28 protein-coding genes are annotated in these 26,667 nt (G+C 39.6%); 13 read left to right on the forward strand and 15 right to left on the reverse strand.

From position 1 onward, the window contains the following. Positions 1 to 175: 175 nt before the first annotated feature. From AKG34_RS26415 to AKG34_RS01485, 3 genes are all read right to left on the reverse strand, one after another. On the reverse strand, positions 176 to 352 hold the full coding sequence (locus AKG34_RS26415; protein WP_082612836.1) for a YfhD family protein: 177 nt from the start codon (positions 350 to 352) through the stop codon (positions 176 to 178). A 115-nt stretch (positions 353 to 467) separates the two neighbouring features. Next, on the reverse strand, positions 468 to 590 hold the full coding sequence (locus AKG34_RS26420; protein ID WP_083450635.1) for a YfhE family protein: 123 nt from the start codon (positions 588 to 590) through the stop codon (positions 468 to 470). Between the two features lie 53 nt (positions 591 to 643). Further along, entirely contained in the window at positions 644 to 1,564 is a 921-nt protein-coding gene (locus tag AKG34_RS01485) for a TIGR01777 family oxidoreductase (RefSeq protein ID WP_053344475.1), read from the reverse strand. 127 nt (positions 1,565 to 1,691) lie between these two features. Here AKG34_RS01485 and recX point away from each other — a divergent pair, with 127 nt between their 5' ends. Continuing rightward, positions 1,692 to 2,489, forward strand: coding sequence for a recombination regulator RecX (gene recX / locus AKG34_RS01490; RefSeq protein WP_053347942.1), 798 nt, complete (start codon positions 1,692 to 1,694; stop codon positions 2,487 to 2,489). A 75-nt stretch (positions 2,490 to 2,564) separates the two neighbouring features. Beyond that, positions 2,565 to 2,876 (forward strand): YfhH family protein, encoded by a 312-nt coding sequence (locus AKG34_RS01495; RefSeq protein ID WP_053344476.1) that lies wholly within the window; start codon positions 2,565 to 2,567, stop codon positions 2,874 to 2,876. Between the two features lie 48 nt (positions 2,877 to 2,924). Here the strand turns inward: AKG34_RS01495 and sspK are convergent, their stop codons facing one another. Further along, the gene (gene sspK, locus AKG34_RS01500; protein ID WP_053344477.1) at positions 2,925 to 3,065 is read right to left on the reverse strand and encodes a small, acid-soluble spore protein K; all 141 of its coding nucleotides are present in this window, start codon (positions 3,063 to 3,065) and stop codon (positions 2,925 to 2,927) included. Between the two features lie 112 nt (positions 3,066 to 3,177). Here sspK and AKG34_RS01505 point away from each other — a divergent pair, with 112 nt between their 5' ends. Continuing rightward, positions 3,178 to 3,444, forward strand: coding sequence for a YfhJ family protein (locus AKG34_RS01505; protein WP_053344478.1), 267 nt, complete (start codon positions 3,178 to 3,180; stop codon positions 3,442 to 3,444). A 57-nt stretch (positions 3,445 to 3,501) separates the two neighbouring features. Here AKG34_RS01505 and AKG34_RS01510 read toward each other — a convergent pair whose 3' ends face one another. Then, entirely contained in the window at positions 3,502 to 4,479 is a 978-nt protein-coding gene (locus AKG34_RS01510) for a metal-dependent hydrolase (protein WP_053344479.1), read from the reverse strand. Between the two features lie 204 nt (positions 4,480 to 4,683). On the opposite strand from AKG34_RS01510, the gene mutY reads away from it, so the two are divergent. Both mutY and AKG34_RS01520 read left to right on the forward strand, forming a co-directional pair. Then, on the forward strand, positions 4,684 to 5,802 hold the full coding sequence (mutY, locus tag AKG34_RS01515; protein ID WP_053344480.1) for an A/G-specific adenine glycosylase: 1,119 nt from the start codon (positions 4,684 to 4,686) through the stop codon (positions 5,800 to 5,802). A 116-nt stretch (positions 5,803 to 5,918) separates the two neighbouring features. Beyond that, positions 5,919 to 6,182, forward strand: coding sequence for a hypothetical protein (locus AKG34_RS01520; RefSeq protein WP_053344481.1), 264 nt, complete (start codon positions 5,919 to 5,921; stop codon positions 6,180 to 6,182). A 116-nt stretch (positions 6,183 to 6,298) separates the two neighbouring features. Here AKG34_RS01520 and AKG34_RS01525 read toward each other — a convergent pair whose 3' ends face one another. Further along, on the reverse strand, positions 6,299 to 6,523 hold the full coding sequence (locus tag AKG34_RS01525) for a mother cell protein YfhS (RefSeq protein ID WP_053344482.1): 225 nt from the start codon (positions 6,521 to 6,523) through the stop codon (positions 6,299 to 6,301). Positions 6,524 to 6,583: 60 nt separating this feature from the next. Here AKG34_RS01525 and fabL point away from each other — a divergent pair, with 60 nt between their 5' ends. From fabL to AKG34_RS01550, 5 genes are all read left to right on the forward strand, one after another. After that, the gene (gene fabL, locus AKG34_RS01530; protein WP_053344483.1) at positions 6,584 to 7,333 is read left to right on the forward strand and encodes an enoyl-[acyl-carrier-protein] reductase FabL; all 750 of its coding nucleotides are present in this window, start codon (positions 6,584 to 6,586) and stop codon (positions 7,331 to 7,333) included. Positions 7,334 to 7,415: 82 nt separating this feature from the next. Further along, on the forward strand, positions 7,416 to 7,688 hold the full coding sequence (locus AKG34_RS01535) for a gamma-type small acid-soluble spore protein (RefSeq protein WP_053344484.1): 273 nt from the start codon (positions 7,416 to 7,418) through the stop codon (positions 7,686 to 7,688). A 169-nt stretch (positions 7,689 to 7,857) separates the two neighbouring features. Further along, complete coding sequence (locus AKG34_RS01540) at positions 7,858 to 8,112, forward strand: YgaB family protein (RefSeq protein ID WP_053344485.1); 255 nt, start codon at positions 7,858 to 7,860, stop codon at positions 8,110 to 8,112. Between the two features lie 232 nt (positions 8,113 to 8,344). Continuing rightward, positions 8,345 to 8,875, forward strand: a complete 531-nt coding sequence (gene ntdP, locus AKG34_RS01545; protein WP_053344486.1) for a nucleoside tri-diphosphate phosphatase — start codon at positions 8,345 to 8,347, stop codon at positions 8,873 to 8,875. 422 nt (positions 8,876 to 9,297) lie between these two features. Then, positions 9,298 to 11,043 carry an ABC transporter ATP-binding protein gene (locus AKG34_RS01550; protein WP_053344487.1) on the forward strand — a complete coding sequence of 582 codons (1,746 nt, stop codon included), beginning with the start codon at positions 9,298 to 9,300 and terminating at the stop codon, positions 11,041 to 11,043. A 300-nt stretch (positions 11,044 to 11,343) separates the two neighbouring features. Here AKG34_RS01550 and AKG34_RS01555 read toward each other — a convergent pair whose 3' ends face one another. The 5 genes from AKG34_RS01555 to AKG34_RS01575 all read right to left on the reverse strand — a co-directional run bounded on the left by AKG34_RS01555 (position 11,344) and on the right by AKG34_RS01575 (position 15,761). Then, entirely contained in the window at positions 11,344 to 12,264 is a 921-nt protein-coding gene (locus AKG34_RS01555; protein ID WP_053344488.1) for an EamA family transporter, read from the reverse strand. Between the two features lie 292 nt (positions 12,265 to 12,556). Then, a complete protein-coding gene (locus tag AKG34_RS01560) occupies positions 12,557 to 12,904 on the reverse strand; it encodes a hypothetical protein (protein WP_053344489.1) in 348 nt (115 codons plus the stop codon). Between the two features lie 13 nt (positions 12,905 to 12,917). Then, positions 12,918 to 13,448: an NAD(P)H-dependent oxidoreductase gene (locus AKG34_RS01565; RefSeq protein WP_053344490.1), complete on the reverse strand. Its 531-nt coding sequence runs from the start codon at positions 13,446 to 13,448 to the stop codon at positions 12,918 to 12,920. 18 nt (positions 13,449 to 13,466) lie between these two features. Continuing rightward, the gene (locus AKG34_RS01570; RefSeq protein WP_407946270.1) at positions 13,467 to 15,071 is read right to left on the reverse strand and encodes a DHA2 family efflux MFS transporter permease subunit; all 1,605 of its coding nucleotides are present in this window, start codon (positions 15,069 to 15,071) and stop codon (positions 13,467 to 13,469) included. 51 nt (positions 15,072 to 15,122) lie between these two features. Beyond that, complete coding sequence (locus AKG34_RS01575; RefSeq protein WP_053344492.1) at positions 15,123 to 15,761, reverse strand: HlyD family secretion protein; 639 nt, start codon at positions 15,759 to 15,761, stop codon at positions 15,123 to 15,125. Positions 15,762 to 16,129: 368 nt separating this feature from the next. Between AKG34_RS01575 and AKG34_RS01580 the strand changes: the two genes are divergently transcribed. Next, on the forward strand, positions 16,130 to 16,588 hold the full coding sequence (locus tag AKG34_RS01580; protein WP_053344493.1) for a MarR family winged helix-turn-helix transcriptional regulator: 459 nt from the start codon (positions 16,130 to 16,132) through the stop codon (positions 16,586 to 16,588). Positions 16,589 to 16,647: 59 nt separating this feature from the next. Here the strand turns inward: AKG34_RS01580 and AKG34_RS01585 are convergent, their stop codons facing one another. The 4 genes from AKG34_RS01585 to AKG34_RS01600 all read right to left on the reverse strand — a co-directional run bounded on the left by AKG34_RS01585 (position 16,648) and on the right by AKG34_RS01600 (position 24,667). Beyond that, on the reverse strand, positions 16,648 to 17,739 hold the full coding sequence (locus AKG34_RS01585; RefSeq protein ID WP_053344494.1) for an FUSC family protein: 1,092 nt from the start codon (positions 17,737 to 17,739) through the stop codon (positions 16,648 to 16,650). Positions 17,740 to 18,106: 367 nt separating this feature from the next. Then, positions 18,107 to 22,579 (reverse strand): glutamate synthase-related protein, encoded by a 4,473-nt coding sequence (locus tag AKG34_RS01590; RefSeq protein WP_053344495.1) that lies wholly within the window; start codon positions 22,577 to 22,579, stop codon positions 18,107 to 18,109. A gap of 333 nt (positions 22,580 to 22,912) precedes the next feature. Beyond that, positions 22,913 to 24,202 carry a glutamate-1-semialdehyde 2,1-aminomutase gene (locus tag AKG34_RS01595; RefSeq protein ID WP_053344496.1) on the reverse strand — a complete coding sequence of 430 codons (1,290 nt, stop codon included), beginning with the start codon at positions 24,200 to 24,202 and terminating at the stop codon, positions 22,913 to 22,915. Positions 24,203 to 24,346: 144 nt separating this feature from the next. Then, complete coding sequence (locus AKG34_RS01600) at positions 24,347 to 24,667, reverse strand: hypothetical protein (RefSeq protein WP_053344497.1); 321 nt, start codon at positions 24,665 to 24,667, stop codon at positions 24,347 to 24,349. 151 nt (positions 24,668 to 24,818) lie between these two features. On the opposite strand from AKG34_RS01600, the gene AKG34_RS01605 reads away from it, so the two are divergent. Then, positions 24,819 to 25,826, forward strand: a complete 1,008-nt coding sequence (locus AKG34_RS01605) for an ABC transporter ATP-binding protein (RefSeq protein ID WP_053344498.1) — start codon at positions 24,819 to 24,821, stop codon at positions 25,824 to 25,826. Positions 25,827 to 25,874: 48 nt separating this feature from the next. After that, a complete protein-coding gene (locus AKG34_RS01610) occupies positions 25,875 to 26,666 on the forward strand; it encodes an ABC transporter permease (protein WP_053344499.1) in 792 nt (263 codons plus the stop codon). Position 26,667 lies beyond the last annotated feature (1 nt).

Consider the following 26,667-nt stretch of genomic DNA (forward strand, 5'->3'; position numbering starts at 1 on the left):
ACTATCCACATAGTTATCCAGAAATTACATTATTTAGATGTTCATACCGCAAGACAAAATACTATTATATGTCAGTATTTTCAGAAAATATCCACAATATACACAGGGGTGTGGATAAGACGGTGTCAGTAAGTTAATTTAAGGGGCTGACTAACAGCCCCCTAAGTTGTAAAAGTTATAATTTGCGGTTATGGGCACGGCGATTAGCCGCATTGGATCGCGCTTGTGCTTCAATATCTTGTTGGTCAGCCAGTTCTGAAGAATATTCGACATCAAGTCCGTCACTTTTTAGGTTTTTAGGAACTTGTGGAAGTTTTTGAGCGTTATTGTCTCGATTATTATTGCGTCCCATATCAGCGCCCCCTTAGAGTAAAGAAATAAATAAGCTAGCGATGATTTTCTTAATCAATCGCTAGCTTATTTTGTGCTGAATGGTAGATCAAAATGTACGGAAAAATACTCCAAACTTAACGGCGAGATTTCTTCACGTTAAATCCGCCTGCTCGGTCTGCATTTTTAAATTCTCGAGAATAATGAATTGCTTGCGTGCTCGTTAAGGTACTTTTTTCTTTTTCCTGTTTTTTGGGCAATTAGATCATCTCCATTTCACTTGATATCCCTATTTTTTCCTAAAAAGTTTCATTCATACATGAGAATTTTCTTTTAAGATATTGTGTAAAGCCGTATTAAGGGTTGGAAAAGTGAACGTGAATTCTTCCTCTGCAAGTTTATTAGGAAGGACTTTTTGGCCTTCTAGCACAAGTATGCTCATTTCACCGAGCATGGTTTTTAGCATGAAGGGAGGAACAGGTAACCAATGAGGCCGGTGCATGATAGTACCAATTTCTTTTCCGAATTTATCCATTTGAACCGGATTAGGTGCTGTGAAATTGACAGGACCTTGAATGTGTTGATTGTTCATACAAAAAACAATTGCACGGGCGACGTCGTAAATATGAATCCAGGAAAGCCACTGACTTCCTTTGCCCATTTTTCCTCCGCCGAAAAGTTTATAAGGAAGAACCATCATTGGCAGTGCACCATCTTTTTCCCCTAGAATCACACCAAACCTTGTAAGGACAACTCGCTTACTGTATGAGCGGGATTTGGTTGCTTCTTTTTCCCATAGCTTAACTGTACGAGCCAAGAAATCATCACCGATGGAATCAGAGGCTTCAGTAAAGGTCTCATGATCAGAGATACCATAAAAACCCACTGCACTTGCATTGATAATGACAGAAACTTTATCGGGAAGCTTAGAAAGGATCCGGTTCATTTCTTTGGAAGCTTCAACTCTGCTTTCGACAATCCGGCGTTTTCGTTCCGGGGTCCAACGCCCACTGTTTAAAGACTCACCGGCAAGGTTAACGAACACATCAAGGCCTTCTAAATTTTGTTCAGGGCTTGAGTCTGGGGTCAGCCAGCCGATATATTGGAGATTTTCCCGTCTTTTATATTTGTCAGGATGACGTGTCAATATATATAAATCATGATTTTCTTTTAATAATTCATCGATAAGGGCTGTGCCGACAAAACCACTTCCACCAGCAATAGCTATTTTCATGAAAATCACTTCCTTTTTCCTGTCTTTTATTCACTTTAACATGCCCTTGTTCTTTTTTCATTTTTAGACATGCTATATATAGAAAAGGTACTCGTAAAGGGGTAAAGTAGGGATGGGGGTGGATTTTATGCCAAACATAACAAAAATAACAACCCAAAAAAAACGTAAAGATCGTTATAACATATTTGTTGATGAAAAATATGCGTTTAGTGTGGACGAAGAAGTTTTATTGAAATTTCACTTGAAAAAGGGTACTGCACTTGATGATCTGCTTCTGGCTGAAATACAATTCCATGATGAAATTCAAAAGGCATTTACGGATGCTCTTAATTATTTATCATACCGCATGCGTTCAGAATCGGAAATTCGTCTTTATTTAAAAAAGAAGGAAATAGAAGAACCGATTATAAAGGAAGCGATACATAAGCTATACAGCTTTAACTATTTAGATGATCTTGAATTTTCCAAGGCTTACGTGCGGACCCATGTAAACGGAGGCAATAAAGGGCCTACTACCCTTAAGATGGAGCTGAAGGAAAAAGGAATACAAGAAAAGCTAGTTGTGGAGGCTTTGAAGGAATACCCCTATGATATTCAAATTGAGCATGCGAAAAAGCTTGCGGGAAAATCAGTGAAAAAAGAGAAAAACATCTCGGAACGAGCTTTAAGGCAGAAGCTTGAACAGACATTGACACGAAAGGGTTTTCCAAGAGATGTCATTCTCGAGGCACTTGAGGATGTGACGGTAGAAAAGGATGCAGATGAACAATGGGATTCGCTATGTCATCATGCAGAAAAGATGCAGCGCCGCTATAAAAACTATGAAGGCTTCGAATATGAACAAAAGATGAAGCAGGCATTATACCGAAAAGGTTTTCCAATAGAATTAATTGACCGATATCTATCCAATTCAGACATGGAATAAGTACATCGATAGCCAAATCGCAAAATTTTGTTTAATATAGAAGTAAATTAATATTTAATTTAAGGAGCCATATATATGAGCGACGTAAGATACAGCAAGTTGTCGGCCTATGAACTACAACAGGAAATTGCAGCGTTAACCGAAAAAGCGAGAAAAGCTGAGCAATTAGGGATGGTTAACGAATTCTCGGTGTTGGAACGCAAAGTAACTATGGCCAAAGCCTATCTGTTAAATCCGGATGATTTTAAAAAAGGTGAAATTTATCAAATTGAAGGCGATCCGGGAGTCTATTTCAAAATTGATTATATGAATGGTGTATTCGCCTGGGGATACCGTTTGGGTGGAAGCGGGAAGGAAGAAGCACTGCCGATTTCTATGTTGAGATAATTGAAGGAACCGGGAGGACCCGATTCCTTCTGAAGTGTTCTATTGTTTCTAATTCGATCGCTCGTTTGATGCTTTCATCCGTTCTTGAGGGTGTGTGTTAATGCTGCCATCGGCTCGCTTTGAAGCATATCTCGCCTTTGCACGAGGCTTACCTTGAATGTTGGGGAATCCTTTTTGTTTATTTCGCAAGTTTTTCTCCTCCAAACATCAGAATTAAAAATAAGCGTTTCCGCTTACTACTAGTATGGGTAAAGTACAGTAAAGTTCAGTCTGTAAAAATATTGGCAATGAGGTGGTTCTAATGAATGATTACCATGAAAGGTTAACCAAGATCCTGCTTGAGAAAAATGATCACATCACGTATGAGCAAGCTTTAACTTGGGTGGAATTATTATGGGAAGATTTCGAAGCGACCTATGCAAAAGCTGGGCATGAGTATGCTGGCGAAGAAATGACATCACGGGTTGTCCAGACCTGGATTGATAATTACGGTGAACAATTCCACGAATTCATTGCGAAAAATCCTAAATATAAGCATTTATTAAATCAACAGAATCGACTGCATTAAAAAAGCTGATTCCAGCGGGTTTCCCCTGGAATCAGCCTTTTTTCAATCTGCTTAGACCTACAAAATAATATTCAATTTCTTCTGCAGTTTCGCTTCACTAAAGATCCAACCGGTATACGAATTCAAGATATTTAGGTCGCTGTCTAAATGGACGACAGCTACAAAGGGGTAATACCCATTGCTTCGGTATCTTAAATCAATAAAACGGACTTCGTAATAGTCCTTAATTTGTTCGATTTCAAAGCGGTAAACAGGGGAAAAAGACAGAAAGGCAGCCAAATTGATATCAAGCTTGGCGGCTTCGAGAATTTTACTTTCAGGCAATGGAATTCGATCAAATGTATCAAGAATCGTCACATAACCATTATCAGCTCTCGCTACATAATAATGCTTTTCGGTAATCACGGCTATTTTCCAGCGATGAAAACGCATGGTCGGTGATAAAATAATTTTTCTTGCTCCCGGAATTTGCTGCTTAACAGCTCTTTTAATGAAAGCCTGTTCCCTGAACCTAGAGATATAATAGATCACGAGTATCCCGTAAATGGAGAGAAATAAATAGCCGGGAGGAAATCCATACCCCCACAATATCAAGCCGGCAACATGGATTCCAAAAATGAACGGGTCAAATGTATTGATGACCCCTAGAGCTACCCAATTGGAAGAAATAGGCCTTAGCGCCTGTGTTCCATAGGCATTAAAGATATCGACAAAAACATGAAGAAATACGGCTAAAAAGGTCCAAAGCCAAAGATGAAGGTAATTTGCTTCAGGTATGAAGGCGAAAAGTGCGCCGCTGATAATCAAGGGCCAAAGTAATACAGCGGGAATCGAATGTGTAATTCCACGGTGATTTCGTATATATACAGCGTTATTTCGTAATTTTAAAACGGTGTCAATGTCAGGAGCTTGTGATCCTAATATCGTACCTGCAATGACTGCACTTGCAGTAACTGGACTTTGCGCAATAACAGGATCTAATGTGGCAAGTCCTCCAAGAGCAATTCCCATGACAAAGTGAGTACCTGTATCCAAAAGTCTAACCTCCCTGCCACAATTTGAAAAAAAGATCTTCCTTAATCATACCGTATTTATATATTATCCATCAAATGAATATATTTTTGACTTATTTTTGTGAACTATTACAATAAAATAAATATGAACGATATAAAAAAAAAGAATGCCTACTATATGTATTCCCATTTTTAATAAAAGTGTAACATCTTTGGAGGAACTGAAGTGAAAGAAATAAATATCCCAACAATAGAAAAAATAAATATCGAGGCGTTTCAAAAAGATTTAGTTTCCTGGTTTCTCGAAGAACAAAGAGAATTGCCATGGAGGGAAAATAAGGATCCATACCGTGTTTGGGTTTCAGAAATTATGCTTCAGCAAACGCGAGTGGATACAGTCATTCCTTATTTTAACCGGTTTATAGACTGGTTTCCGACACTTGAGGATTTTGCCAATGCCGATGAAGAAAAAATATTAAAAGCATGGGAAGGGCTCGGTTACTATTCGCGGGTCAGGAACCTGCATAGTGCTGTTCAAGAGGTAAAGGCGTCATATAATGGTGTTGTACCAGATAGTCCCGAGGAAATTTCTAAGTTAAAAGGTGTTGGTCCTTATACAGCTGGAGCGATTCTGAGCATAGCTTATGGCAAGCCTGAACCTGCAGTGGATGGAAACGTCATGCGTGTGCTATCAAGGATATTAATGATTTATGAAGACATTGCTAAGCCAAAGACGCGAAAAACATTTGAAGCCGCGGTTCGTAAGCTGATTGATCACAACCATACATCTGCTTTCAATCAGGCCTTAATGGAACTGGGGGCTTTAATCTGCACACCTGGTAAGCCTGCCTGTCTGCTGTGCCCGGTTCAAAGTCACTGTCTTGCCTTTGAGGCAGGGGTTCAGTCAGAACTGCCGGTGAAAATCCAAAAGAAAAAAACGCGTGATGTACCAATTGTGGCTGTGCTATTAACGAATGAAAAAGGTGAATTTTTAATTCACAAGCGAGCATCTGAAGGATTGCTAGCAAACCTTTGGGAATATCCAAACTTCGAAAACCGTACATCCCTTCAGCATAAACGGGAATTCTTTGAAAGTCGATTTCAAGAAATGTACGGTGTAAAACCGGAGATTACAGATCCGCTTGTGAAAATTGAACATGTTTTTTCACACCTTGTCTGGAAAGTCGATACGTATACCGGGACAGTCAAAGAAAAAATTAGTGAAGCGACGTTAATAGAGAATCAGCTGAAGTGGGTGAGTAAAACGGAGATGGAGGAGTTCGCGTTTCCGGTTTCACACCAAAAAATGATGAAGGCCTATAACGATAAAGAGGGTATCAATTAAGTTATCGTTTTTTTAATACCCTCCATACAACCAATTTAAATAGAAAAAGCAGTGTGTTCCGGATAAGATAGTACATTGTTTTTATGGTAATATAAGGATATGGAGGGGGCATATAAATGAAGGTAGTTTTTCAAGCATTTATTGGTTCAATAATTCTTCATGTGTTTTATTTTGTTAGTACGATGATAGTCGGATCTATAAAAACAAGCCAATATAAACCAGGAATTGAAAACGCATGGGGTCAAGTGGAGACACTTCAAAATGAAGTAGTCTTTGGTAAAGTTATTTCCCCTTCTGTTTACTTGTTATCCCTTGTAGGCGTAGCTCTGATATGCGGAATTATTATATTTTCCTATAAAAAAATCTTTACGGAGAGATAGCTCAATAAATATGAAAAGCCAGCAATGGTTCCTCTCAATAGTTTATACTCAAAAAGAGGCTATCCGCTAAGATACCCTCTTCTTTTTCGCTCAATTTTCAATTGTATCAAGTTAAATTAATCGTAGCTTGTTTCTGTTCCATGGGTGTAATTGGCTTCTTGTCTGTTAATTCCGCCTCTATTTTCAATTTCTTTGACGATTTCGGTATGGATACTCTGTCCTTCTTGGTTTAAATAAGGTACCATTTGTTGAAGGGAGTGATGAAAATAGGCAAGTTCACTATTTTCCCAATCCGATTTTTTCATCATCGACAACTCTGTCATATCACGTCCAACATACATAAAAAGTAACACTCCTTTTTTAAAGTGATGGGTGTTTACTCAGAAAGGATGAATAAACAAATGGAACAAAAAGTAGCGCTCGTTACAGGAAGCAGTAAAGGTCTAGGAAGAAGCACAGCATTAAGACTTGCAGAGGAAGGATACGACCTCGTTATTAATTATGCCCGGAGCAAGTCAAAAGCATTAGAGGTAGCGGCTGAAATTGAAGCATTGGGTCGTAAAGCCCTTGTAGTAAAAGCGAATGTCGGTGACGTTGCGAAAGTGAAAAGCATGTTTGAGGAAATCGATGCGTATTATGGACGTTTGGATATCTTCATCAATAATGCTGCATCAGGTGTGCAGCGCCCGTTAATGGAGCTTGAAGAAACCCATTGGAACTGGACAATGGATATCAATACAAAAGCCCTCCTTTTCTGTGCCCAGGAAGCGGCGAAATTGATGGAAAGGAATGGCGGAGGTAAAATTGTAAGTATCAGTTCACTTGGGTCCATCCGCTATTTGAAAAATTACACAGCTGTCGGAGTATCAAAAGCGGCGCTTGAAGCACTGACAAGATATTTAGCTGTTGAATTGGCTTCAATGAATATTTGTGTCAATGCCGTTTCAGGCGGTGTGATTGATACGGATGCGCTAAAATCTTTCCCGAATCGGGATGAAATGCTTGCTGAAGCAGCTGAACAGACTCCGGCTGGTCGGATGGTTGAGGTAGAAGATATGGTGAACACTATCCTATTCTTAATTTCCGATGGAGCAAGTATGATTCGCGGACAAACCTTAATTGTTGATGGAGGCATCTCTTTGCTTGTTTAATATAACTGGTAAAATTTAAATGTTTTTAGCCGGATAACACTCCATGATATTGGTTATCTTATTATTTGTGGAGGTGATATTAATGGCTAACAACAATAAATCACAAGCAGGTACAAACGCACAACAAGTGAGACAACAAAATGCGCAATCTCAGCAAGGTCAAGGTCAAGGCCAATACGGTACTGAGTTTGCAAGTGAAACAAACGTTCAACAAGTGAAACAACAAAATGCGCAATCTCAGCAAAATAAAGGCCAAGCTCAAGGTCAATTCGGTACTGAGTTTGCAAGTGAAACAAATGTTCAAGAAGTGAAAAAACAAAACCAAAAATCTCAAAGCAATAAAAGCCAAGGCTAATTGCTGATACGAAAAGGCATCCTTCTTTTGAAGGGTGTCTTTTTATTTTTTTCCCTTCTTTTGTATTCGACAAATGTTTCTTTACGTTTACATTTTATGTCAAAGGAGATATCAGATAAAAATAGAATATACATACTATAGAAAAAATACAGATTAGGATGGTGCAATCATGGAGCAATTTAATCAGCTTATAAACAATCAGTTGAAAACGATGGAAAAGCTTTTACTTTTACAATCTGAAATCGAAAGATGCCAAGATATAGAGAAGCAACTCCTTGATCTGCAAGAGGAGAGTGAAGCAGTTACCATTCAGGAAGAGATTCAACTTAAGAAGCAAGAATTGAAATGTATCCATGATATGTTCGAGAGGCAAACAGAAGAGGTCATTCGTTATTTTCAGCAAGGACAGGCTGCAGTACAATAAATAATTGGCTAATTTCTTAGTAGAAATGAGTGGAAGGTCAGATTTTTTTGGCTTTTTTTCACATTTTTACTGGGGGATTAGCCACTTTTGTTTTAAATTTATGAATAAATCGCTATAATATAGGAATATAGGGTAAATGGAAAAAAGTATATATATTAAAACACACAACAACTGCAAACGGAATAGGGCACAGTACGCTGAAAGGGTGTCTATAGAAAGTAGGGAGAGATAAATGGGGATTGTTCCTGCCGAAGGAGGAAAAATCCAAATTCATAGCTATAAACATAATGGACATATCCATCGTATCTGGGAAGAGACAACCGTTTTAAAAGGAACCCAAAATCTGGTGATAGCAGCAAATGACCGTACTATGGTGACGGAATCAGATGGAAGGACATGGATTACAAGAGAGCCGGCGATTTGCTATTTTCATTCAAAGTATTGGTTTAATGTTATTGGTATGTTGAGAGAGGACGGGGTTTATTATTATTGCAACATCAGTTCTCCGTTCACATACGACCCAGGAGCATTGAAATACATTGATTATGACCTGGACATCAAAGTATTCCCAGATATGACGTTTAATTTGCTGGATGAGGATGAATATGAAAGGCATAGGAAAGAGATGAATTATCCTGATGCTATCGATCAAATATTAAAACAGAACGTAGATTATTTAATTTATATGATACGCCAGCGAAAAGGACCATTCTCCGCAGAATTTATTGATAGTTGGTATGAACGCTTTTTAACTTATCGATAATAGTAAAAAGGCCTGCTGCTTATCTAGCAGGCTTTTTTTCTATTGTGTATCCCCCAGTACTCTAACAAATCATTGCGACAGATTATACATGTTATTCATCTTATTTTTCTAGAAGTAAGCCCTATTCCTTTAACTGTTGCGGTTTTAAAGTTAAACTTACGAGATGCTGAAATGATTCCCGTTTATAGAAAGCCCCTGAATAATATGTTGTTGAAAAGAATATTTTGGAACTATTCATAAAATATTTGGAAGAGAACGTGAATATGTGAAAGACTAATGATAGCTTAATTTTCTAAAAGGAAAATAAAACTGAAAGTGTATCTTCTGGAATCTTTAACTCGATATTATACAGTATAAACTAATACTAGAGCATTACTATCTTAAATCTTCTTCAAAATTTTTTGGAGAAATGGAGGAATCCCGTGGAGAGCATTAAGAGATATTTACAATTTGTTAAGCCGTATAAATGGCAGATTATCGGGACGGTATTGATTGGCCTGTTAAAATTCGCGATTCCACTGTTGATTCCCTTGCTTAGTAAATATATTGTGGATGACATCATCAATAGTGATCTGTCTACTGATATGAAATCCGAACGCCTTTTATGGGCTATGGGAATCATGCTTTTTATCTTTGTAGCGGTAAGGCCACCCATCGAGTATTACCGGCAGTATTTTGCTCAATGGACAGGAACAAAAATCTTATATGATATCCGTAATGATTTATTTACCCATGTACAAAAACTAAGCTTTAAATATTATTCCAACACAAGAGTGGGCGAGGTCATCTCAAGGATGATCACGGATGTGGAACAAACTAAGAACTTTGTTATCACCGGTTTGATGAATCTCTGGCTAGATATCGCTACAATTATTATTGTGATAGTGGTTATGTTCACGATGGACGTAAAGCTAACTATTGTATCCATCATTATGCTGCCATTTTATGCTTTTTCAATCAAACACTTTTTTGGAAAGCTCAGAACCTATACAAGGGTTAGGTCTCAAGCGTTGGCGGATGTGCAGAGTCATCTTCATGAACGTGTTTCAGGCATGTCGGTTATTAAAAGCTTTGCGATTGAAGATCGTGAGCAGGAACTGTTTGCGAAGCAGAATAAAAATTTCCTGGATAAGGCACTGAAACATACGAGTTGGAATGCTAAGTCATTTGCTGTCGTCAATACAATTACAGATATTGCCCCCTTACTAGTAATTGGCTTTGCGGGATATCAAGTCATTAATGATCAGTTGACGCTTGGTACTATGGTAGCTTTCGTCGGTTTCATAGACAGGCTTTATAATCCACTTAGACGATTAGTTAACTCTTCGACGACAATGACACAAACATTGGCGTCTATGGACCGGGTTTTTGAATTTGTGGATGAGAAATATGATATAGATGATGAACCTGGTTCAAAAGAGCTGAAGCAGGTAGACGGCCGAATTACGTTTCAGGATGTGTCATTTGCTTATGATGAGAAAGAGGCACCTGTTTTAAAACATATCAACCTGGATGTGAAACCGGGTGAAACCATTGCACTTGTTGGAATGAGTGGCGGAGGGAAATCCTCAATCGTTAGTTTAATTTCACGTTTCTATGATGTAACAGAGGGAAGCGTATTACTAGATGGAACGGATATCCGGAAATATCAAGTCCGCAGCCTAAGAGATAAAATCGGAATGGTGCTACAGGATAATATCTTATTTAGTGAATCGGTTAAGGCAAATATCCTAATGGGACGGCCTGAGGCAAGTGATGAAGAAGTATTTGCAGCAGCAAAAGCAGCAAATGCTCATGACTTCATTACGTCTTTAAAAGACGGTTACGAAACTAAAGTGGGTGAGCGGGGCGTGAAATTATCCGGGGGCCAAAAGCAACGGGTTGCCATTGCGAGGGTATTTTTGAAAAACCCGCCAATCCTTGTTCTGGATGAAGCAACATCCGCCTTGGATTTAGAGAGTGAACATTATATCCAAGAAGCGCTTGATATATTGGCGAAAAAACGGACCACGATCATTGTAGCACACCGCTTATCAACCATTACCCATGCCGATCGGATTGTTCATATTGATAATGGGGAAATTACCGAAATCGGAACACATGAGGAACTCATGAAAAAACAAGCGCATTACTATAACCTATTTCAAGTTCAACAATTGGATGCTTAAGTAAAATAGCATATAGGAAATCCTTGTATATATTACGGATTTACTACAGAAGGAATTTCAAATAAAAGAGCAGATCATTTCGCAGTAGTGCAATGGTCTCTTTTTTATTTAAAAACTATCACAATAAGTGTAATGCTCCCAAATTGTTAAAGTTGTTCATGATGTAATTTGCATACTAAAAGAGCATCGAAAAACGATGCTCTTTATTGTTGAATTTTCAGCTGTTTTAAATGTGAAAAGTAAAACAAAAAAAGTAATTTAGCCTGCAATACTTCCAGTTAAAAGAACCTGCTATATTCATTAGGATACTCTTTTTTCGTGCGAAGTCCTTTTACTATTAGGAAGAAATCTAGTGAGGTGCTTCATCCCCTCAGGTAAGGCAATTCCGATAATAATCAAGAACATTCCGAACCACTGCAGGGATGTAACTTGTTCATCTAGGAAGATAACCGAAACGACCATCGCGGATGGCAATTCTGCCGCACAAAGAATCGCGCCAAGCCCGACACCAACTTTCGGCATACTGACAGCAAAGAAAAAGAAAGGAACAAGGACACCCAACGTGCCAAGTAGTAGACCATAATACCATAGGTTTGTTTGAACCAGATTTGTTACAAGTGTGATAGGGTTAGTAGTGAATACAGCAGTCAGCATCGCCCCTGTTGCAATGAAAAACAACCGCTTCATGGAAGACTCTCCAACGGCGAACTGAGAGTTACAATACATATAAAGAGCAAAAAGTAACGCCGATAAAAGGCCGAACAATACTCCTTTAAAACTAAGTGCAGAGAGAGGCTGGCCAAAAATTGCTCCTGCTAATAACGTACCGATAAATAGAACGAAAATGGCAATGAGTTTATTTTTATCCGGACGTCTTTTATTTAGAAAGCTTTCGATTAGGACGCCGATCCAGGTAAACTGAAATAAAAATACCACGGCTATCGAAGCTGGAAGCTCTGATACTGAGACGGCATATGCCTTCCCGACAAAAGTGGACATCATCCCTGTGAATAAAAGTAATCCGGCACTTTTCCATGAAACTTTATATTTAAACGAAAAAAGAAATAAAACAGAGACAATCAGCCAGCCGACCAGGTATTGACTTCCGACTAATTCTCCGGAAGAATGGCCATCCATGAATCCAAACTTAATCATAGTGGATAATGTACCGTATGAGATGGAGCCGATTAAAACCATTATGGAATACTTCAATAGTTGCATAATTTTTCACCCCTATAAAAATAAAAATCGCCACCTGCCTAAAGGGCAAGTGACGAACGAAAAAAGGAAATCCTTTTAAAATTCCGTCTCTCAACAAAAGCTGAGTTTAAAAATGATGGTGTTGCATTACCTTAGCTTAAAGTCTCTGTGAATAATTGTCAACCAGAAAAAAAAGTAAAGTAAACTCGTCGATGGATAAGCTAAAGGCGACAACAGACCTTTAGATTCCCTTATACTCTGAATTATAAAATAAGATCCCCACATGGTCTAACCCCAATGCGAGGATCTTATTTTATTTGCCATATTGCTGAAAATCCTCTAAAGTGCCGCGATATTCTTCATCCTTCATTTTGCGAACGGTTGGATTGTTTTCTTCAGATGAATCATCGTTTGAGTGCAGTTGACTGTGAAGATTAGAAAGCACCAAACGATAATCATCATCCTTCATTTTCAGTTCATCCCTGTCCTTTTGGACAATGATTTCGGTACTAAGGTCAATTTCTGGGGAAAAAGCGGACTCTTCTAAAGAGTGCTCTTCCTCAACGACCGGCTTCTCATCAGGGGATAACGCTTTGATATTAAAAGTAATTAAACCCGTAACCGCTAAAATGGCAACGATAATAATTAGAATTATGCCCATTGAACCAAGCCTCCTAGAGCTCGTTTATGAATGATCGGGTGACATGGGCTACCCGTTTTCCTAATGCTTCCCCAAGCTGGAAGTCCTTTGTGGTGATGCTGTCATCCACGCCGGGTGGGCAGCTGATTCCCACACCATAATAAGACCCGTATAATGCGTTTTCAGGAACAGTACCAGGTAAACCGACAATGATCATCCCCTGATGAAGCATCGGAGTAATCAAGTTCAGCATCGTAGCCTCCAGCCCGCCATGTAAGGTAGCCGTTGTACAGAATACAGCCCCGACTTTATTGATTAGTTTACCTTCCGCCCATAGATAGCCTAGTTTATCAATCCAGGTTTTCAGACTCGAACTGATGGTTCCGAAATGTCCGGGACAGCCCCAAATGATGGCGTCCATTTCTGGAAGCTTATATACATCCGCCTCGTTTACATGATCAATTAGAACTTCAGCTCCAGGAACCATAGCGGCTCCATGAGCGATTGCTTCGGCAAGTGCCTTCGTGTGGTTGCCTTCACTGTCGTATATAACATAGATCTTCATTCTTATCCCCCTATTTGGTTAAACTGATTTTTTTACTGGTGAAGGCAATAAAGGTACATCGATTTTCTCTTGTTTAGTTTGTTTAAGTGTTTTGTCTTTCCGAACGTCACGCAAAAACAGTGAGAGAACAATGCCGACAACTGCAAAGCCTGTTGCCCAAAAGAAAGCATCATTGATTCCCATTACGTTTGCTTGACCCTGGATTTGGGTGGAAATCAGTGACATTGCGGTTTCCTGTGCCTGTTCGCTAGTTTGATTCATGGAACTCATGATGGATTGAACCATTGATTGGAAATTTTGCACAAAACCAGGATCACTAACACTCATATCCGTTCCTAAAGTGATGCCATGAAAAGTAGCACGAGTTGTATAAATGGTCGTAACAAAGCTTGTTCCGATGGCCCCGGTTACTTGTTTCACCGTATTGCTCATCGCAGTACCATGTGTATTCAGATGCTTTGGAAGCTGATTCATCCCAGCTGTCATAATTGTCATCATCAGTAAAGACATTCCAAGAGAACGAATGGCATAGAAGATAACCAAAGTCGAATAGGTCGTTTCTGTAGTCAGCTTTGCGAATTCAAAGGTTGTGATTGCTGTAATAATCAAACCAACAAGTGCTAATGGACGAGGTCCGACTTTGTCAAATAAAGCTCCCGAAATAGGAGACATCACCATCATCACAAGTGCTCCCGGTAACATCAATAAACCAGATTGAACAGGTGTGAATCCCCTTAGCGTTTGTAAATAAATCGGCAACAAGAAAATACCGGTAAACATCGCCACCGTCACGATAGCTGAAATAATATTTGATAAAACGAACATATCGTACTTAAACACACGGAAATCGAGCATCGGTGTATCCGATTGTAGCTGCTGAACTACAAATAGGGTAATAAGGATAAGCCCAACGATGATGGTTCCTAGAACGATAGCGTCTAACCAGCCTTTTGAACCTGCTTCACTGACACCGTATAGTAGGGATGCTACACCTATCAGAGATAAGGATGCACCTAATATATCCAATTTGATTTTCTTAGGTTCTGCCACATTGCGCATATTTAAAAAGGCTAGTGTCATGATGATTATGCCAAACGGCACCATTGCATAGAACATGACTCTCCAGCTATATTCCTGTATGACCCAACCAGATAAAGTTGGACCGATGGCAGGGGCAAACATGATAGCGAGCCCGAAGATTCCCATTCCTTTCCCACGCATTTCTGGTGGGAAGATAAAAAGGATGATCGTCATGACTAATGGCTGTAATATCCCGCCACCAGCTGCTTGAATTAACCGGCCTGTAAGAATAACGGGAAAGTTTGGTGCAATGCCACAGATCAGAGTTCCGACTGTGAATAAAAACATGGCAGCGAGGAATAAGACGCGCGTGCCAAAACGCTCAATTAAAAAAGCGGACAAAGGAATCAATGCCCCATTGACGAGCATAAAACCAGTGGATAACCATTGAATCGTAGTTGCTGCGACATTAAATTCAGCCATCATTCTTGGCATCGCGACACTTAGCAAGGTTTGATTCAAGATGACCATGAACAAGCCAAGCATTAAGATGATTAACATGGGAGCATATTGTTTCATTCCTTTGTTTTCATTTACTGAGATTGTTTGAGGAGCCATTTAAGCCAACCTCCTTTCTGTAAACCTGAGTTGGCATTATTTTGTTGATATCTTCACTTCGGCGTTCATGCCTGGTAATACTTTATCGGAAGGAGCCTTAATGGAAATTGTAACTGGAACCTTTTGAGTGACTTTTGTATAGTTTCCACTACTATTTTGGTTACCCATCACTGAAAAGACTGATGTGGTTGCGTAACCGATTTGTTCTAATGTACCCTCGAAAACCGTATCGGGATCTCCATCGATGATTATATCGACGCTATCACCCTTTTCAATGTTTTTCAGTTTATTTTCTTCTATATTAGCTGTTATCGATAGTTCTTCCATATTAATGGTCTGTGCAAGAGTTTGACCTGCTTGGACAAGTTGATCCTCTAATACCTGTGTTTTAACAACTGTACCTGGAGCTGAAGTTTTTACAGTTTGGTCACCTTCTACCGTTGCTACTTTAGCCACTTTATTGTCTTTACTGACAATGTCGCCTTCTTTTAGGTCCCAATCTGTTAGTTTTCCAGAAGCAGGAGCTACGATCGTATATAAATCTCCTGTAACTTTTGCTTCATCTGTTTTGATGAAATTCGTGCTTTCATAATAGTAAAAAGCCCCTCCGCCTACAACTGCCAAAATAACCACTAATCCAATGACATTGATTAAAATTAAACGTCCTTTATTCACGTGTTCTTCGCCTCCAAGAATTTTTGATAGTGATTCAATTGAATTGCTCTAAAAAATTGCCACACGATTTGTTGCAGATCCTTCTATAAAAAACTGACGTGACCTAATTAACACCTGCCTTCTATGTTTATAGCATATTGGTTAAGTTTAATAAATATTAATTTTTATAAGTATTAATATTATTAAATAAAAAGTTTACCAGTTTACTTATTTTTTGTCATGTAATATATTCGGAGTTACTGATGGTAAATAAACCCTAATGGGAAAATTGAGGGGAAGAGCTACGACTGTAAAAGATAAAAGACGAGTAGATTTGACAATACATTATCATTTATTTAAATTTAAGGTAGGATTGTCCTATATAAGGAGTGAGAAGGCTGGATTTTAAATGGGAAGTAACCAATAGTGTAGAACTGCAGATTTTTCGGATCAGGAAGAAACTTCGGAACATCGTTGTCAAAAATCTTCAGCCTTATGGATTGACGTCGCCTCAATTTTTCATATTGTTGATATTAAAGAGAGAAGGGTCAATTAAATCAACTCAACTGGCTGACTTTTTGACGGTGAAGCCGAGTGCGATTACTGTTTTTGTAGATAAATTGGTCGAAATGGATTATGTGAAACGGCAGCCTTCAGAAAAGGACCGCAGAGTCATTAACCTTGAATTAAAAAAGGACGGGGAAGAAATTTTGGGTAAAGTCCTTGCGGAGCATAACCAATTAATGGGTAAGAACTTTAACACATTCTCAGAGGATGAGATGCAGGATTTATTAATGAAATTAGATAGGCTTGAAAAGGCAGCAGATCAACACCTTTTGGAAGATTGAATAGAAGTACAATAAATAGAAAAATGAAAAAAGACGGTTCCGAGGAACCGTCTTTTTTATTAATCTTCTTCATATTGGACAGAGATTTCATTGTCATCCTTATGGAAGGACTGGAAGCTGACAATTAGCTTTTCAAGATGCTCCAATTGTTCGTCATACTCTATGACGGCTGAAATCAACGGTACAAGGCGGGCAGAAAGATGGCCCAAGTTATCATGCATTTCGTCCACTTGATTTTGCTGTTCAAAAAAGTGGGCAAGAAGCTCTTTACGACTTAAGCAATCCTGATCCCAATCTTCAATTTCCTCAATCGCTTTAATTTTTTCGATATGCAGTAATATCAGCTGTTCATGCTTACGAATTAGGGAATCAAGCTGCTGTAAGATACTCCGTTGGAAATCTTCAGGCATTTGATAAAGTTCATTCTCGAATTTATGAATTCTCTTCAAAGTTTCAAACGCCTTTTTTGTGGTGATAATCATTTGCCGATATACAACTAGCTTCCTGGCTTTAGCAACACTGTTCTTTTTGAAATATTCACGTTCCTCTTTGTACATGGAATAGATATGTTCTAGATCAAGTAACTCTTCTTTTAACCTGCTGATGTCTTTTTTCAATAATGTGTGTTCAGTAGCATGTCTTGTGCTAATTCGAATCCATTTTAAAATATCTTCCGTCACATCTGTTATGCGTGTATAAAGCTTTGCTTCATACTTAGGTGGGAGAAAAACAAGATTGACGATAAAAGAAGAGACAATCCCCAGTAAAACAGATGAGAGACGAATAAAGGCAAAGTTTAAAAATTCACCTTGCTGACTTTCCATAATGGCAATAACCGTCACGATAGAAAGTACAATTGTTTTATCCATTTTTAATTTTAAATTGATGGTTATGACGACCATCACGGCTAGGCCGATTATAAAAATGTCATTTCCGAATATCAATACGAAGGAAACAGCTACCAACGCCCCGATTATATTTCCTTGTACTTGTTCCAATACCGTTTGATAAGAACGATAAATGGTCGGCTGTATTGCAAAAATTGCAGCAATCCCAGAAAGAACAGGAGCAGGAAGATTAAGTAGTTCCGAAAGATAAAGAGCTAAAACAATCGCAATTCCTGTTTTGAGAATGCGGGCACCAAACTTCATATATAGGTTAATCCTTTCTTTGTGATGTAATAGGTTTTTATAACAAAGACTCTACTTATATATAGACAATTGCTTAAAGTTGTATTCTAACTTATTTGTTAGTACTTTACACTAAAATAAGAGGAAGTAAACAAAAAGTAATATACAGGAATTCCCTAAAAGTTACAATAGGTAATTTTAAGTCTAATGTATAAAGAAAATAGAGGCATTTTATCATACGTGCAATTACCTCAAATGTCTTTCTCTTCAGGCAGTGTAAATAGAAGTATACGATTGGAAAAAGCTGATGCTCAAAATAAAGAGCATCAGCTTTTTCGATAATATTAAGACTTAAGCTGCCAAGTATCTTTCAAGTGAGAACTCTTTATTACTCAGTGGATACAGCTGGATCTGCTTGTTCTTTAACGGGAACAACTTGAAGGAAATGTTTACTAGGGTGTTGAAGCAAAGTCTCTAAAGAAGTTGCTTCTTCTGTTTGGCCTTGATTTTTTAACAGAGACACGTATTTTCCAAGAAGTTCAGTCACGTCTTGAAGACCTTTTTTAGAAAGCGCCTCAATTGAAATTTTCGCTCCTTTTGCAACCCGCTTTTGAATAACTTCTTTCGTTAATCCAGCTTCAGGTTGTTGACGTAAATAAACGACACCGCCGGTCATCCCTGCACAGATCCATGGACCTGGATCACCTAGAACCAATCCTCTTCCATTTGTCATATATTCAAAAGCAAATCCCTTAATATTGGAAGTTACCGCAATATTTCCAGTTTCCTTTGCTGGAATGGGTTGCTTCAGTAGTCCGCCAATAATCATATCTGCTCCGGAAAGCCGGATTCCTGCCCTGGCATCGGCATCGCCTTGGGCAATAAGGAGACCGTGCTGTGCGCCATATCCGAAGCCTTTACCGACTGATCCATTATAAAACTTTCCATCTTTCCCAGGAGATTTAAAAATGGCGATATTTCCACCAATCGATGTTTTACCAATTCCATCCTGGGCGCCGCCATTTACGCTAATCGAGATGCCTTCGGTATTGTATGCCCCAAGTCCATTACCTGGAATCGAGCCATCCTGATAGGATAGGTGAACAGGAGGAAGTTTTTTGTATGATCCATCCAGTCTGCCTCGGACCCGGTGGCAGGATACCCGGCTACCGAGTACACGCTGCTCAGATGTGATCGAGCTATAGCTGCGGGATTGCTGCAGTTCTTCCACATGTGAATCCAGGTATTCTGCACCTACAGCAACCTGCATGGAACCCTCGTTCAAATAAGTCGCTTTTTCTTTATTAGAGAATGGCGTTATATCCAGGTTTTTTAATAAATATGTTAAATCCAGTGTTTGTTGACCTCTAACTTGCTGAAGCAAATCAGAGCGACCAACAATATCTTGAAGATTTTTCACACCAAGAGATCCGGTCAGTGCTTTAAGTTCTTTGGCAAACGCAGTGAACATATTCGTTAATCCTTGAACCGCTAAATCAAATTTTCGAGGAACAAAGCGGCGTAGCCCATGTTCTTTTGCTTGGGCTTCCGATTCGATTTGAGTGGCGATTCCAACATGGCATGTATCAAGGTGACAGCCACGGCACGTTGTACAGCCAACTGCAATCATCGAAAGGGTTCCAAAGCCGACACGGTTTGCCCCAAGCAACATCAATTTTAATATATCCATCGAGCTTTTTAACCCGCCATCAGCCCAAATTTCAATGTTTTGACGAATCCCGGATTCAAGGAGCGCGTTATGGGCCGCCTTCACACCTATCTCAACTGGAAGACCAACATGTTCGAGTGCATGAATCCGAGCTGCACCTGTTCCGCCATCAAAACCAGAAAGCGTGATGATATCGGCTCCAGCTTTGGCGACACCGACTGCAATCGTACCAATGTTTGGAACAACTGGTACCTTAACGGCGACTTTGGCTTTGTCGTTTGCCGTTTTTAACTCATGAATCATTTGCGCCAAATCTTCAATAGAGTAAATATCATGGTTATTGGAAGGGGAGATTAAGTCAGAACCAATGGTTGCATTCCGGGCTTCCGCAATTTTTGCGGTAACCTTCGAGCCGGGAAGATGTCCGCCCTCACCAGGTTTTGCCCCCTGCCCAATTTTAATTTCTAATAGATTAGAAGAGTTTAAGAGCTCTGCGTTGACACCGAAACGGCCGGAAGCAATCTGCTGTCCGCGGGATTTCGGGTACTTGCCCAGCATATCCTTAATTTCTCCACCTTCACCATTCATACTAATCATTCCTAACCGTTCGGCAGCCTCTGCGTATGCCCGGAAAGCTATCTCATTTTGTGATCCAAAGGACATAGAGGCAATGACAAATGGTAGCTCCTGTTCGCCGATAGAAAGACTTACTTCTTCGGAAGGGACAGATGAATCGGAAGCTTTTAAGGATGTTAAATGACGAATCGTTGTCGGATTGGACTCTTCTTGTTCAGTAATTTTTTCGCGATAAGCGTCATAGTCCCCGGTTGAAGCAACTTCTCCAATCGATTTCCAAATCCTTGGGAATAAATGAAAGGTTTTACCCATCCGTTCTTTTTCATTATCGTAATCTACCGCACGCTGTATGGCGTCGGCTTTTATTTTGTCAAAGTTATAGTCTAAATCATTTGATCCAAAGAAGTTAGCGATATTTAAATAATTGGCAATTTCTTCATGCAAGCCGATGCTTGAGAACAGTCGTCCATAGCCGCGTAGTTCATGAATGCCGATGGTGGAGATAACTTTCTCGAGTCCTTTTGTCAATGAGTTATATAGATTGGTAACACCCTTAAGATCATCAGAAGATAAGGATAGGAACATGAAATACGGACTGATTAAGTTGGCTCCAAGTCCATAAGAAACAATGATATCATGCAGGGATCTTAGTGATGCAGAACGTAAAAGAATGGAACAATCCCTACGTTTACCTGTATTGACTAATGCTTGATCGACTGCTGAAGTGACAAGGTGTGGATCAAGCCAAAGATTTCCGTTTTGATGGGCGAGTGCATCATCCAAAACGAGCAAAGTTTTTCCTTCATCGATTGCGTTAACCGCTTCATCGGTAATTCTGGTTAATGCACCCGGAATACTTTCATCCTCTGTAAAAGTGCTTGAAATAAAATGTACTAGTTTTTGATCTTGATTATATTTAACGAATTGATCGTAGCTAGGCTGCGAAACAATAGAAGAGCATTCATAACCTGTTAATCCTTCAATTAGTAAAGGAGTTAGAAGCTCCGTAACTTTTCCCGCCTTTTTTGCTTCAAATAAAGAAGGTCGTTTCCCAATGATGGTTCTTGTTGAGAAGTGCTCGGTTTCCCGATCCCGGTCGATCGCTGGGTTGGTTACAACGGCGACACTTTCCTTAATGAAATCTGCAATATTTGTCCGCTGAGGATTGAGGGCGGCCAGTGGTGCATCGTGACCTAGTGAACGAATAGGTTCAGCTCCTTTTTCGGCCATCTGTTCGACTAATTGAACATGCTCTCTTTCCCAGCCAAAGGCTTTATATTGGCCGTTATGAATGGCTTGTGTGTTTGTCATGGAGACCACTTTTTCAAAAAACTGTGGCTGTAAGCGAACTAGATCATTGTAAAGAACAAAACGATTATTGAAACGTTCAAACACCTTATCCTGGAAATCTTTGTAGTTGTACAATTCAATAGAATCACCGTTCCATTTCAAGCCGACTTTTTCCCCTGGACCCAATGGTTTTGGATCTCCTGTATATTCATTAGAAGAAATGATACCTGGTTCAGAAGTGAACATATAGGATGTTTCCGTTTCAATATTCCAAAGTGGACGCAAGCCTAAAGAGTCGACAGAGAAAACTGCTTCGTCGCCAAAACGGGAGATAATTCCAGCAGGGCCTTGTGCAAAATGTCCCCATGCTTCTCGTAAATACGTATATAAGTTTTGTAAGTGTTCAGGATATTCCTTGATTTCATTAATAATTGGAGGGAAAACAAGATCGATTGCCTCAAACAGAGAGTAGCCATGACGACAGATAAATGTTTCAATTGTTTTATTTAAATCCTGGGAGTCACTCCCGTCTTTTGCGATCGGAACCCCAATCATTTTTGCTTCATCACGCAATTTGGCAATAGTATTGATTTCGCCGTTATGTCCAAGCACACTGAAGGGCTGGACCCTGAAAAAGCTTGATAGAGTATTAGTTGAAAAACGATTGTGTCCTAGGGTCATAGTGGAAGCGGCTAAAGGGTCAGCAAGATCATGGTAATAGGCAGGAAGCGTATCTCCGGCCCCCATTACTTTGTAGACCGCATGATACTGGCTTAGAGAAGCAACATGGATAAAATCACTTTTTTCGATGTCGGAAGTTAGTTCAAAAAGAGCATTGGAAAGCTCCTGGTGGTTTTCGATTGTGGATGAACAGGCAAATTGCCAGAACACTGGGTCTTCTTGAATGGCAATCGGCCCTAATGCTTCAGAACGGTATGCTTTATCTGTTTCGAAGATCAAGGAAAGCCCGTGTTGAAGGAGTTTCTCTTTGATTTCGATTTTCAAATCATTTGCTTCTGTTTTATTACTTAAAAATAAGTGGCCGACTATGAATGCATCTTGATCGACGATGCTGGAATCGATATTTTCCGCTTCAAGCTTCTTTTTCCAGAGAGCCCTAGGAATATCAATATGAATACCGGCGCCATCTCCTTCACCATTAATAAAGCCGCAGCGATGGTTCATTTTAACCAAAGCGTCGATACAGGCAAAGATATTTTCGTTGGTTGGGATTTTCTTTTTTTCAATGCAGGAAACAATTCCGCAGGCATCATGTTCTTCTCTGTAAAATTCTTTGAATGAAGCAGGTGTCCATTGTTGAGTCATATGTTTGGCGTGAATAAGGTTTTCCCTTATTTTCTGCCTTTCACCTCCTGTAGCATTTGATTTAACGAGGATAATATTAGTAAACTTAAACAAACGTTTAAGTTATTAATTGATTGAAAGAAATTGTATATAAATGTATTAATATCATATCATTTAAATATTCAGAAATCAATTTTTTATACAATAGATTGGATGAGAGGATGAGTGTCAATTTTATGAAAAAATGCTTTAAAGGCCAATTTCAATGATTTATTTAAAGGAAATAAGAAACCTCCAAGAATGATGTGCATCTTGGAGGTGTATAAAAATTGCATAATTATGCTTTTTTATTTCTTATATTAGGTTTTTGAATGCATGTTCAACCGCTTTTAGAGTATAAGCGATATCATCATCTGTGTGAGCTAATGTCAAGAACCAAGCTTCATATTTTGACGGTGCCAAATTGATGCCTTGGTGAAGCATAAGCTTGAAAAACTTACCGAACATTTCGCCATCCGTGTTTTCTGCCTGCTCATAATTTTCAATTTTTTCTGTTGTGAAGTAGATGGTTAAAGCCCCTTTAAGGCGGTTAGTAGTGATAGGGACATTATATTGGCGAGCTGCTTTTAGGATACCTTCTTCGAGGATTTTTCCTAAGCGATCAAGCTCATCGTATAGACCTTCTTCTTTTAGAACTTCTAAGCATGCAATCCCAGAAAGCATGGAAGCTGGATTACCTGCCATCGTTCCTGCTTGGTAGGCAGGTCCGAGCGGTGCTACAGTTTCCATGATTTCTTTTTTACCGCCATAAGCGCCGATTGGAAGGCCTCCACCGATTATTTTTCCAAGAGCAGTCAGGTCAGGCTGAATTCCCAAAAGGTCCTGTGCTCCACCGTACATAAAACGGAAAGCGGTGATGACTTCATCAAAAATAACAAGTGAACCGGCTTCATGAGATAGAGAGATGACTTCATCTAAGAAGCCTGGGTTTGGCTCGACGATTCCAAAGTTGCCGACAATCGGCTCGACTAGGACACCAGCAATCTCATTGCCCCATTTGTTAAGCGCTTCTTTAAATGGCTCGATATCATTGAAAGGCACCGTGATGACTTCTTGTGCAATACTTTTCGGCACACCAGCAGAGTCCGGTGTTCCAAGCGTAGACGGACCTGAACCTGCAGCTACGAGAACAAGATCGGAGTGACCATGGTAACAGCCGGCAAACTTGATGATTTTGTCGCGTCCAGTATAAGCGCGGGCCACACGGATGGTGGACATAACAGATTCAGTACCTGAATTGGTGAAGCGGACTTTATCTAGGGATGGAATCGCTTCTTTCAGCATTTTGGCGAACTTGACTTCGTGTTTAGTGGGCGTACCGTATAAAACACCTGTTTCAGCTGCTTTTGTAATCGCCTCTGTTATATGGGGGTGGGCGTGGCCAGTGATGATCGGCCCGTATGCCGCTAGATAATCGATATACTTGTTGCCATCGACGTCCCAGAAGTAAGCTCCCTTGGCATGATCCATGGCTACCGGTGAACCGCCGCCTACTGCTTTATAAGAACGAGAAGGGCTGTTGACCCCTCCGACAATATGCTCCAATGCTTCTTTATGTAAAAGCTCTGAATTACTAAAATCCAATCTAAAAACCTCCTAAAAATACAATCATAATCCCCTTAATCATAGCACTTTTCTGGCCAGAAATCTGGGGTGAAAGGCTGGGAAATAGGGTCTGGCCCCTAATAAAAACGCTGAAACCCTAGAAACAGCAGGCTTCTTCGCATTTTATTTTGTTTGGGAAATAGGGTCTGACCCCAAAACTTCAGTTATAAAGGATAGGATGTTCAGGATGGTGGTAGGGTTTTCGATGTCAAAGCTTTGGCGTTTGATTTCACCTAGGGCTTGGTAGAAGATAAGGTGGCCGGTTCCTTTTTCTTCATTAATATGCAAGTGGAAGCTTAAGGGGGTGTTTTCAATCGATCCGGAGGAATCCCTTTGGACAACTTGGCATAATATTTCATCGTATTCATCTTCGTAAAGGAAATCATATCGAAGATTGATAACGACCTTTTCGATTTGGGATAGTAATAATTGTTTAAGATTCATAGCATACTTGTCTCCTTTATATATGTATCTCATGCAACGCCAAAATTTTCCCTGAAAATAGTCCTTTGCATCTAGGCATTTTTATTGTCTAAAAAGCTGAGGTTGGATAAACTAATTCATTAGGACAAGAGATTACGGAGGAAAAAATAGAATGAGTGATGCAATTCAAGTGAAACAGCTGCGGAAGGAATTTAAGTCGGTATCAAGCCGATCTGGTTTAAAAGGGGCCTTTCGCGATTTACTTACAAGAAATTATAAAATTGTTCCTGCTGTTAACGATATTAATTTTACTGTAAAAAAGGGTGAGATGGTAGCTTATATCGGGGAAAATGGTGCAGGGAAATCGACAACGATTAAAATGCTGACAGGTATTTTAGAGCCAACAGCGGGTGAAATTACGGTAAATGGCATGAATCCACATAAAGAACGGGAAAAGTTCACACAGACAATCGGGGTTGTATTTGGTCAGCGCTCCCAGCTGTGGTGGGATATCGCAGTTCAAGAATCCTTCCGGTTGCTGAAAAAAGTCTACAAAGTATCAGATGAACAATATAACGACCATATGGAACATGTGATCAAGACGCTCGATATCGGCCCTTTGCTCGACAAACCGGTGCGTAAACTTTCACTTGGCCAGCGGATGCGCTGTGAGCTTGCTGCAGCACTGATTCACAATCCACCGCTGCTGTTCTTAGATGAGCCGACGATTGGCCTTGATGTGCTCGTGAAAATGAAAATTCGCGAGTTTTTGAAAGAAATCAATAAAAAATATAACACGACAATCCTTTTGACTACCCATGACTTAGGAGACATAGAGGCTTTGTGTGAGCGCGTAATCATGCTTGATGAAGGCCAGATTATTTATGATGGGGAACTGCAGAGTTTGAAAGATAATTGGGCGGAGGAAAAACAGGTTCACTTTCAATTTATTGAGCCGGTTGAGTTACACGAATTGCAATCCTTACCGCTGCCGTTTACCGCGAACTGGGTATACGATGAAAAACATCAAACTTACATGGCTATGATGAAAGAGGAAAGTGATCATATTTCACAGCTTGTTTCTGCGGTCGTATCACATTTTAAAATTAAGGACGTCAAAATTCATGAAACCTCTATCGAAGAGATTGTTCGTAATATTTATGAAGAAGGCACGGTCTGACTCTCGTACCATTAAGAAACAACGTGTCTGACAAGAAGGGAGAGGACCATGGGGAAATATCTTGCTATGATTCGCATGCGTTTTTTGATGATGCTTGCGTATCGAACGGATTATTATACCGGTATTTTAATTTATAGCATCAATATTGGTGCTTATTATTTCTTATGGAATGCCATATATGGGGATAAAAGCTCCATCGAAGGACTTTCAAGTATGCAGATGACAACCTATGTAGCGGTTGCCTGGATGGCGCGTGCTTTTTATTTTAATAATATTGACCGTGAAATTGCTAATGAAATAAAAGACGGCAAGGTTGCCATCGAAATGATTCGACCTTATAACTATTTAGGTATGAAAACGATGCAAGGACTGGGAGAGGGAATATTCCGTTTCTTCTTCTTTTCCATTCCAGGTATGCTGCTGGTAGCTTTTATTTTTCCTATCGAATTGCCACATGAACCGGCAACGTGGGGAATATTCGGCATTTCCTTGCTGTTCAGTTTCATCATCAATACACAAATTAACTTATTAACGGGAATCACTACATTTTTCTTATATAACAACGCAGGGTTAATCCGGGCAAAAAGGGTCATCATTGATTTATTTTCCGGGCTGTTGCTACCAATCAGTTTTTACCCAATATGGGCGCAAGAAGTAATGAAGTATTTGCCTTTTCAAGGAATCAGCTATGTACCAAGCATGATTTTCACTAACGGTTATAGCTCAGGCGACATCGGCATGGCCCTTTTACAGCAATTGATTTGGGTCATCATTCTCATAATACCAATTCAGCTTTTATGGATAGTCGCAAAAAAACAGCTGATTATTCAAGGGGGTTGAT

Source organism: Peribacillus butanolivorans, from assembly GCF_001273755.1.
Taxonomy (GTDB): Bacteria; Bacillota; Bacilli; order Bacillales; family DSM-1321; genus Peribacillus; species Peribacillus butanolivorans.